Below are 9,223 nucleotides of genomic sequence, written 5' to 3'. Positions count from 1 at the left end.
ATCCATTTGGTCAAGCGATATCGACCGTGCGTATGAGGCTGCAAGAAAGATAGAGGCTGGCAGCACGTTTATTAATACACATAGTTTCGAATCGCTTTCATTAGGAATGCCATTTGGAGGGTTTAAACAAAGTGGGATTGGCAGAGAATTGGGCGTTGAAGAAACAATGAGTTCTTATATGGAAGTTCATTCTATCCGGTATGTGAAATAAACATCATTTCATGTAAGTGTAAAATAATCACCACCTTGGTGGTGGTTATTTGTGCATGATTTTTTAGATTCATTTAATACGCACCATTTTCTGAAGTTTAATAAATTGTTCACCCAGGTTATTTAGTAGTCGTAATATTATGAGAAGGGGAAAACCAACCACATGGGAAATAGCAAACTGTTATTTGATCCCAAAGGAATCTGTATCTTGCCGAGCACTAAAAAATTATATATAGTTGCTTAAAGTTTATATAATTATAACTTTAAGCAAGAATATACTCAGATAATTAATTCAATTAGTGGAAATAGTTCCGTTTGGTTAAGGTAAAAGTGATACTACTACTACAAAAAGAATAATTTAATGTAAGTTATAAATAAAAAAGATGAGATTAAAAGTAGAATGATTTACTAAAGAGTATACTTATTTGTATTAATATTAAAGGATAATGAATTAATAAAATTTAATTCATAATAATTGATAGTTAGGAGAGTACTTATATGAAAGTAAAAGCAGCCGTTTCACATAGTGTTGGAGAAGAATTAAAAATTCAGGAAGTAGAATTAATGGATCCAGGCGCTGAGGAAGTTTTAATTAAAATTGTAGCTACAGGCGTTTGTCATACAGATGCCGAATCAATAAATGGTAGAGGTGCTCCATTCCCAGCTGTACTTGGCCACGAGGGTGCTGGAATTATAGAAAAAGTAGGTTCAGGTGTGACTAATGTACAGCCTGGAGATCACGTAGTTCTTTCTTACTCTTACTGTGGCGAATGTTCACAGTGTTTAACTGGTCACCAAAATTTATGTGAAAGAACCGTAGAACTTAATTTTGGTGGTAAATCAAAAGATGGTACAAACCGTATTAATCAACATGATCATTCACTTTCTACATTCTTTGGTCAATCTTCTTTTGCAACATATTCAGTTGCCAATAAAAACAACATTGTAAAAGTAGATAAAAATGTTGATTTAGCATTATTAGGACCATTAGGATGTGGTATTCAAACTGGTAGTGGTACAGTTATGAATAGTTTACGTCCTGAACCAGGTACATCAATTGCCATATACGGTGGAGGTGCAGTTGGTTTAAGTGCAGTAATGGCAGCTAAAATCATGGGCTTAAAACATATTATTGTAGTGGATCTTCATCAAAACCGTTTAGACCTTGCAAAAGAACTTGGTGCAACTCATGTATTAAACGGAAAGGAAGTAGATGTTGTAGAAGAAATTAGAAATATTACTAACGGCGGGGTTCATTATGCCGTTGAAACAACTGGCGCAACTCCGGTAATCATCCAATCAGTTCATGCATTACGCGTTTCAGGTACAGTAGCTATCGTAGGTATGGGTGGAGATGTTACGTTAAACTTTACTAATGATTTATTAATGGAAGGAAAAAAAGTTATGGGTACGGTTCAAGGAGATTCCGTTCCGCAATTGCATATTCCAAAATTAATTGAATACTATAAAGAAGGTAAATTTCCATTTGATAAATTAGTAAAATTCTACGACTTTGAAGACATCAACAAAGCCTTTGAAGAGTCTAAAACTGGTAAAACACTTAAACCTATTGTAAAAATAGCACAATAAATTAGATGAAATTAAAACGCATATATTAGATTTATTAATATGTGCGTTTTTACTCATTATCTTTCATCTTTCTGCCAAAAATGAAGAGAAGATCCAGAAGAAAAGATCCGAAGAAAAGATGGCAAATATAGCAATTTTGTGACAATGTAGATTAATGAAAAGTTGCGATTTATTTTAAATCACACCCATAGCCATTGCGGGCGTGCATTTCTAGTCAAGAATCAGAAGTCCCCCTCTGTTAGGATAGATGTCGTACAAGGCTAACGTGATATGATTAAGTAAATAAACACGGAGGTCGATTAATATGACAGCGCAAAACGGAATCCGTTATACAGCGGAACGAAAAGAGGAAGTCCTTCAACGGATGATGCCACCAAAAAATGAATCGGTGGCACAAATTGCGAAAGAAGAAGGCATTTCAGAAGTGACATTGTACAAGTGGCGTAAGGAAGCAAGGTCAGTTGGTACTGTAACACCTGGCAACGGACAAACAAGTGACAAATGGAATAGTCAGGATAAATTTTTAATCGTGATGGAGACGTTTACGCTGAATGAGTTGGAGCTTGCTGAGTATTGCCGTAAAAAAGGATTGTATCGTGAACAAATAGAAGCCTGGCGTAAGGTATGCCTTCAAGCAAATGGTCAAGCATTCGACCAGGCAAAACAATTGAATGTGCAATTGAAAGATGAACAGAAACGTGCGAAAACATTAGAAAAGGATCTACAAAAGAAAGAGAAGGCGTTAGCGGAAGCCGCAGCATTATTACTTTTTCGAAAAAAGGCCCAAGCGATTTGGGGGGACGACGAGGACGAATGATTGATCCATCAAATCGCGCATTAGCCGTAGAATTAATAAACAGGTGCGCGATTAGCAAAGGCTTGTCAGGAGCTCCACATTAGCGTACGTACGTATGAGCGCTGGGTAGCTGATGGGGGTGTGCAGATCGATCAGCGGCCAGTTACAAAACGCCCCACACCGAAAAATAAGTTGTCACAAGAAGAAAAAGCTGAAATCATTACGATCGTCAAACAAGAGGAATATGTGGATTTACCGCCAACGCAAATTGTGCCAAAACTTGCAGATCAGGGCACCTATCTAGCATCCGAATCTACATTTTATCGGGTGTTACGAGAAGAAAAAATGCAAAACCATCGAGGACGTAGCCAGAATCCGGCGCGTAGGATCCCAGAGAGCCATCTCGCAACCATGCCAAATCAAGTGTGGACATGGGATATTACTTGGCTGGCCGGGCCGGCGAAAGGTTTATTTTACCGGCTCTATTTGATTCTTGACCTGTTTAGCAGAAAGGTCGTCGGCTGGGAAGTATGGGAAACAGAAGAAGCAATGTATGCCGAAACACTCGTGAAAAAAGCGGTGATCAGTGAGAAAATCCAAGGTGAACCACTGGTGTTGCATTCCGATAACGGTAGCCCGATGAAAGCCGCCACATTCCTAGGCTTATTGGAGAAGTTGGGCATTCAAAGCTCGTTCTCAAGACCACGTGTGAGTAATGACAATCCATATTCAGAAGCGATGTTTCGAACGCTAAAATACCGTCCGGATTTTCCACATAAAGGTTTTATATCATTGGAGGAAGCAAGGCAATGGGCCGGGAAATTTGTGCATTGGTACAATGAGATTCATTTGCATAGTGGGTTAAATTTCGTGACCCCAATTCAATGCCATACTGGAGAGCACGTAGCTGTATTAGAAAAGCGAAAAGAAGTATATGAAGCAGCAAAAAAGAAGCATCCAGAGCGTTGGGCGCGAACAACAAGAAATTGGACACCAAACGAACAAGTAGCACTCAATCCAATGCGGGATGAAAAACAAAAAGAAGCAGTAGTAAGACAGTAATTTCCCCCTTTTCCTGGTGATTTGAATCGAAAATACGCTTTTCCTTTCGATTCAAATCACCAGGCCAGCAAGCGTAGCGCGGTAGCTTTGAGTGCATTTGGGAAAATACTATATTTTGGAATAGGATTAAAAAAGTAAATCAACAAATGCGACAACTATATTGAAAAACACCGAAGTATAGAGAATTAAACTAAAGAATAAAGCAAAGAAAGATGACTTCTATGTAATAAAGAAGTCATCTTTCATTCTGGTTGTTCATGCTGTATTTAGGATTTCCAGCTGGGAAACTATATTCCAGAATCATGCCTTTTCTCTAAAATACTTATACAAATTGAAAAAAACAAAGCAATACTTAATAAAAACGATAAAATAATAAACACATTAGCTGGCTGACTATATTTCATGACGAAGGCTGCAATCATGGGGCCAAGACCCGCCCCGATAAATATTAAACATGTATATATAGTTGTAATTATTCCTTTATTAGATTCCCCATAATTTCCAACTAAGGAAATTAATGCAGGGATTAATAATGCAATACCGGCTACAAAGATCACACTCAATATAATTGTAAAGATAAAATTCATGCTGAAAAAGAGCAAAACCAGACTTATGATACTTAAAGCTAATCCTAGCATTAGTACACGATTCATTCCTAACTTATTTGTGAAAGTTTTGCTGAAGGGAGCGAGGGAAATTCCAATAATCCCAGCTGCACGGACTTGGAATATTTGCTGATCAGTTAAACCAAAATGTAATGTCAAATATTCATCCAAAGCTGTATACATACCAACAAACGATAGTAGTATGGTCAATGAAATACCATATAATAAAACGATTTCTTTTTGGTGAAATGGCGTAGAAATTTTCATTATAATGGTTTTAAGTGCGATATCTTTATTGGTTTTATCTTTTGGCAATGTAGCTAACACAAGTGTGATTACACCATAAATTATACCGAAAAAGTAAAATACTGTACGCCAGCTCCAAATGAGTACAATAAAGCTACTAATTAGCTGTCCAATAATGCCGGCCATTAAAAACCCAGTACTGATAATACCAATTGCAGTAACTCTTCTTTCGGGAGGAAATACAATACCGATATAAATTAATGCAACTGGTGAAAAAGAAGCTGCTGCTACGCCCTGCAGTGCACGAAGAATAAGGAGTTGAGAGAAATTATTTGATAATCCAATTAATAGAGTGATAACACTTAAGATTATAAGTCCATATATCATTACACGTTTCAATCCATACTTTTCCGAAATAAGCCCAAAGATCAGACAGCCAATTGCAAAAAAAATAGAGAAGATGCTGCCAGTGAGCGCTGATTGACTAAGAGTTACTGAAAATTCGGATTGAAATATAGATAATAAAGGAATTGTCAAGTATACAGAAGATAGTACAAATACAGCTACACAGAATAATACAAAGGTAGACATATTCTGGCTTTTTCTGCTGTTTATAAATTTATAATTGGTATTTTCCATTTTAACTTTCCTTTCACAACGCATGATCTTACTTGAGTCACCTTTATATATAGAAAACTCTTCTTTATAAAATGTAACCGTCTAACATTTTACAAAGAAGAGACTATTAATTATAAGTTAATACTTTCATCTGTCACCTACTTATGCATTATTAATTTTTTTAGTAGGTTCTTTATGAACTTGATTATTTTTTGTTCCTGGTCGTTTAAGAACGCTTTTCAGCACGTTTAAATGTCTGTCAGCGTTTTCATATTCTGGCTTAGTAGCATAACTGACAACAATCATTACAACTGCAGCTGTAATGAATGATGGTACAATTGGCAAAAATCCAAAACTCGGAAGCCAATCAGTGAAGAAATAAACGGGAACTAAAATAGATCCGACAACCAGGCTGGAAATCGCCCCATATCGATTTAGACGTCTCCAATATAATGATGCTATTATTACTGGAATCATAACAGATGTCCCAGTGAAAGATAGATTGGCAATCTCATATATACTAGCTGGTCTTAACAAAGAAAATGCATAGGAAATAGCTAGTATAATTACAACAAATAACCTCCCATAGGATACTGATTTAATATCCTGCTCTTTATCATTTTCGTTCGCTTTAAAGTATTTTTGAATGATATCCTTTGTAAACATGTTACTTAAAGTTAATAGTTGCGCATCCATTGTTGACATTACCATTGCCAGGAGACCTGCTATAGCAAGACCACTCATCCAAATAGGAAGATATTCAAACGTTATCAAAAACACAATATTATCAGCCTCAGCACCTTGGAGCCCCGGAATTAAAACTGCTCCCCAAACGCCTAATGTTACTGCTAATATGTATACAGCAGCCATTCCTAAAGGGTACATGACACTATTCTGTCTTAAAACGGTACTGCTTTTAGCTGATAATAATCTGATAATCACATGTGGAAAACTTAGAACTACAACTGCAAATAATAGCCATTGACTGAACCAGGACTGCCAGGAAAAGGGTGGTATACCTTCACGCTGCATTAATTGTGGCACTTCTGCCAAAACCCTGTCCGTCATTGCTTTGAATCCACCTTGATCGTTCGCAACCATTATTACAGCGAGCGATAAAAATACCATGAATATCAGAACTTGAAGTACGTTCGTAAAAATAGTACCTCTCATACCGCCACTCCAAACATAGTAGCCAACTAATACGGTAATAATTAAAGATCCTAGCCAGAAAGGGACTAAGCCATCTGTAAATGTTTCAAACCCAGCACCTGCTCCGATTTGACCTGTAACTATATACGGAAGTGTATAGACAGTAAATATGATGAACATAATTAAAGCAACTGAATCACTTTTGAATCTTCCACCAAAAATTTCACTAGGAGTATTATATCCAAACTTCTTTCCCAAAGCCCATATTCTTATCCCAAAATAATAAGTAGTAAAACCGATCATAAAGGCACCAGCCCCCATGATTAAACCATAAAATCCAAAACCATTATGATAGGAACCTCCAGGCATTCCGAGCATAACAAATGATGACAGATTGGCCCCGATTATCCCGCAAAATAGAAATAATCCGCCAATGGATCGACTGGCCATAAAGTAATCCTCACTCGTTCGTTTCGTTCTTATTTTACTAATCCATCCTATTCCTATGATCATTAACATATAAATAGCCAAAACAACGAATACCATGATAATTCTATTATTATCCAAAATCTTTCACTTCCTTTCTTTTCCTATTCCTCAGAGTCTTCAAATTCTGGGTCAACTTCTGGCCAAATTACTTTGTAGGCATAGTATAAAAATACGGATGCTAAAATACCTCCCACCAATACCTGGAACCATATTGATATAGGCAGAAACCCTAATATGATTGGATTCACCTGATTAAACCACCAGAAGTCAAAATGTAGGATTGTCAGAAGTAAAAAGCCTGCTATAACCAGTAATAACTTGATTTTATATGACATGTTTTTTCCCTCCGTTATACTAGATTAAAAGGTTATTCTCATTTATACTGCAATTCAATATTAATCCATAATATGCAACACTCCCTAAATTCACTATTGTTAAACTTAATGACGTTATGTTGTACATATTTATGTTAACGATTACATTCAGATTTGTCAATATATTTTAAAAATAAAGTATTAATAAAATACTAATAATGATAATATGTATTATTATGATTTAACTTAATATTCAACCACTTGGTTGTGGCGGGGAATATAGGGTGATTTCTCGCACGAGGCACCAAAAATCTGATTTTATTCTATCGTGAAAAATTAAATTCTGAATCTATATTTTCTTCCATACTTTGCAAATATCAATGAGATTTTCTCTAAACGAAGAACATACCAAAGGCTTATATATTAAGTCTTTGATATTTTTCTTTTTGGTAAGAGGGGAGTAAGCTGTTTGCAGACACTCTTATGCATTCCGGTACTTTGCAAACATAATTTCATTATAATATTTATCATATGAGGGTATCCCCATTGCTTTGGCAGTGTTAACTTCTTCTCTTTGATTATAAGGAACTCTTACGAATTGGATGGTATTTGTTGAATAGCTGCCGTCTAAAACAGCATACGAGGCTGTTGTTAGGTCCAATGAGTTTCCAACACTTCCAACGTTACATAAAATTCCATTTTTATATGTTTTTAAAAATGCTGTATGCAGATCACCATAAAATACAATGTCTGGTCGTCTATCTGGATTAGTTGAATTGACTTTTTCACTATTATCAAACATTGATAAACATTTCTCGAGAGGTTCAAAATCTGGTATTATTCGTTCAAATTCACTTCTTGGGGAAGCGTGTAAAAATCGGATTAGCTGTCCATTCAATTCCAAATCAATATGAAATGGCAGCGAAGATAGATATTGAATATCCTCATTTGATATTTGATTTCTAAACCATTGAATATATTCATTATCTGTTTCTGATTGTATAAGGACATCCCAATTTCCGCGAATTACCTTTTCGCAGTTCACTTGTATGAGTGTAATACACTCTGAACTTCGCGGCCCTTTTCCAATTAGATCACCTAAACAAAAAGTTCTTTCTATCTTTCGCATCTTTATATCTTTTATAACAGCTTTTAATGCGGTTGTATTACCATGTACATCCGAAATAATTGCAATTTTTGTCATGTCAATCTACCTCCACATGCAATCTGTATTTTGAAAAAGGAAAATCTAACCTTTTATCAAAATCCGGGTTGCTTCCCGTTATCGATTACGATATCAGCTCCGGTAATAGATGAAATAAGGTCTGATACCAAAAGGAGAGCCATTGATGCTATTTCTTCTGGTTCTACCATTCTTCCAAGCGGATTGGATGCTGTATCAATTTCTATCTGTTCTTCAAAAGTGATGCCTTTTACTTCAGCTTTCTGTTTTGCTAGGTGTTCTGCTCGATCTGTAGCGGTTACCCCTGGAGAAATGGAATTAATTCTAATACCGCTCTCTGCTAATTCATTAGAAATTCCTTTAGTAAAATTGAGAAGAGCAGCATTTGCGGTCCCGCCAGGAAGAAAGGTAGGGCTCGGAGTTTTTCCGCCTGTGCCTATAATATTTAAAATTCTACCGTGTCCTTGATCTTTCATATGTGATCCCACTTCTTTTATCATCCGGATATACCCTAATAATTTTAAATTCCATGCATCAATAAAATGCTGATCTGTCAGTTTCCAAAATGAGCCTGCACGAGCAGAGCCAGCATTATTAATTAAAATATCAATTTTCCCTAACTTCAAAATAGCTTTCTTTGCTATTCTTTCAGCAGCTATAGAATCTGTTAAGTCCTGACTGATTGTAAAGATTTGATTACCTTGCGCAATTTCTTTAAGTGAAGTAGACGCATTACCCAATTTTTCTTTGTCTCTTCCTACTATTATAAGGTTGGCGCCTTCCGATATTAAACCTTTAGCACATGCATATCCTATTCCAGCACTGCCGCCTGTAATAATAACATTTTTTCCATTGAGTCCGAGTTTCATATTATTCCTCCTTTTTTCAATATATAAAAAAATAAAAAAGCAAAAGGCTGGAAGTATTGAGTTTTATTATCAGCCTTTTACCTTATATT

At 36.0% G+C, this 9,223-nt stretch carries 7 protein-coding genes and 1 pseudogene; 3 read left to right on the top strand and 5 right to left on the bottom strand.

Features of this window, described 5'->3' with window-relative positions:
• The 3 genes and pseudogenes from ACHABU_RS20340 to ACHABU_RS20330 all read left to right on the top strand — a co-directional run.
• Positions 1-211 (top strand): aldehyde dehydrogenase family protein (locus ACHABU_RS20340; RefSeq protein WP_435766785.1); only part of this gene is annotated, 211 nt, incomplete at its 5' end.
• A 497-nt stretch (positions 212-708) separates the two neighbouring features.
• On the top strand, positions 709-1,800 hold the full coding sequence (locus tag ACHABU_RS20335) for an NAD(P)-dependent alcohol dehydrogenase (protein WP_435766784.1): 1,092 nt from the start codon (positions 709-711) through the stop codon (positions 1,798-1,800).
• Positions 1,801-2,104: 304 nt separating this feature from the next.
• Positions 2,105-3,658, top strand: a pseudogene (locus tag ACHABU_RS20330) (IS3 family transposase).
• A gap of 287 nt (positions 3,659-3,945) precedes the next feature.
• On the opposite strand, the gene ACHABU_RS20325 reads toward ACHABU_RS20330, so the two are convergent.
• From ACHABU_RS20325 to ACHABU_RS20305, 5 genes are all read right to left on the bottom strand, one after another.
• Positions 3,946-5,148 (bottom strand): MFS transporter, encoded by a 1,203-nt coding sequence (locus tag ACHABU_RS20325; RefSeq protein ID WP_435766783.1) that lies wholly within the window; start codon positions 5,146-5,148, stop codon positions 3,946-3,948.
• A 141-nt stretch (positions 5,149-5,289) separates the two neighbouring features.
• Positions 5,290-6,846 (bottom strand): sodium:solute symporter family protein, encoded by a 1,557-nt coding sequence (locus tag ACHABU_RS20320; protein ID WP_435766782.1) that lies wholly within the window; start codon positions 6,844-6,846, stop codon positions 5,290-5,292.
• 23 nt (positions 6,847-6,869) lie between these two features.
• Positions 6,870-7,103: a hypothetical protein gene (locus ACHABU_RS20315; RefSeq protein ID WP_435766781.1), complete on the bottom strand. Its 234-nt coding sequence runs from the start codon at positions 7,101-7,103 to the stop codon at positions 6,870-6,872.
• Positions 7,104-7,563: 460 nt separating this feature from the next.
• The gene (locus tag ACHABU_RS20310; protein WP_435766780.1) at positions 7,564-8,286 is read right to left on the bottom strand and encodes a metallophosphoesterase family protein; all 723 of its coding nucleotides are present in this window, start codon (positions 8,284-8,286) and stop codon (positions 7,564-7,566) included.
• A 56-nt stretch (positions 8,287-8,342) separates the two neighbouring features.
• A complete protein-coding gene (locus ACHABU_RS20305) occupies positions 8,343-9,134 on the bottom strand; it encodes an SDR family oxidoreductase (RefSeq protein ID WP_435766779.1) in 792 nt (263 codons plus the stop codon).
• Between the last annotated feature and the right edge of the window lie 89 nt (positions 9,135-9,223).

Source organism: Oceanobacillus sp. CF4.6 (assembly GCF_051262635.1).
Lineage (GTDB): Bacteria > Bacillota > Bacilli > Bacillales > Amphibacillaceae > Oceanobacillus.
The sequence above is the reverse complement of the archived record's forward strand: the minus strand, read 5'-3'. Positions and strand labels throughout refer to the sequence as shown.

What these genes read in the sequence shown, in the direction of transcription:
- ACHABU_RS20335 (WP_435766784.1), top strand. Translation starts at nt 709, where the DNA reads ATGAAAGTAAAAGCAGCCGTTTCACATAGTGTTGGAGAAGAATTAAAA.
- ACHABU_RS20325 (WP_435766783.1), bottom strand. Translation starts at nt 5,148, where the DNA reads ATGGAAAATACCAATTATAAATTTATAAACAGCAGAAAAAGCCAGAAT.
- ACHABU_RS20315 (WP_435766781.1), bottom strand. Translation starts at nt 7,103, where the DNA reads ATGTCATATAAAATCAAGTTATTACTGGTTATAGCAGGCTTTTTACTT.
- ACHABU_RS20310 (WP_435766780.1), bottom strand. Translation starts at nt 8,286, where the DNA reads ATGACAAAAATTGCAATTATTTCGGATGTACATGGTAATACAACCGCA.
- ACHABU_RS20305 (WP_435766779.1), bottom strand. Translation starts at nt 9,134, where the DNA reads ATGAAACTCGGACTCAATGGAAAAAATGTTATTATTACAGGCGGCAGT.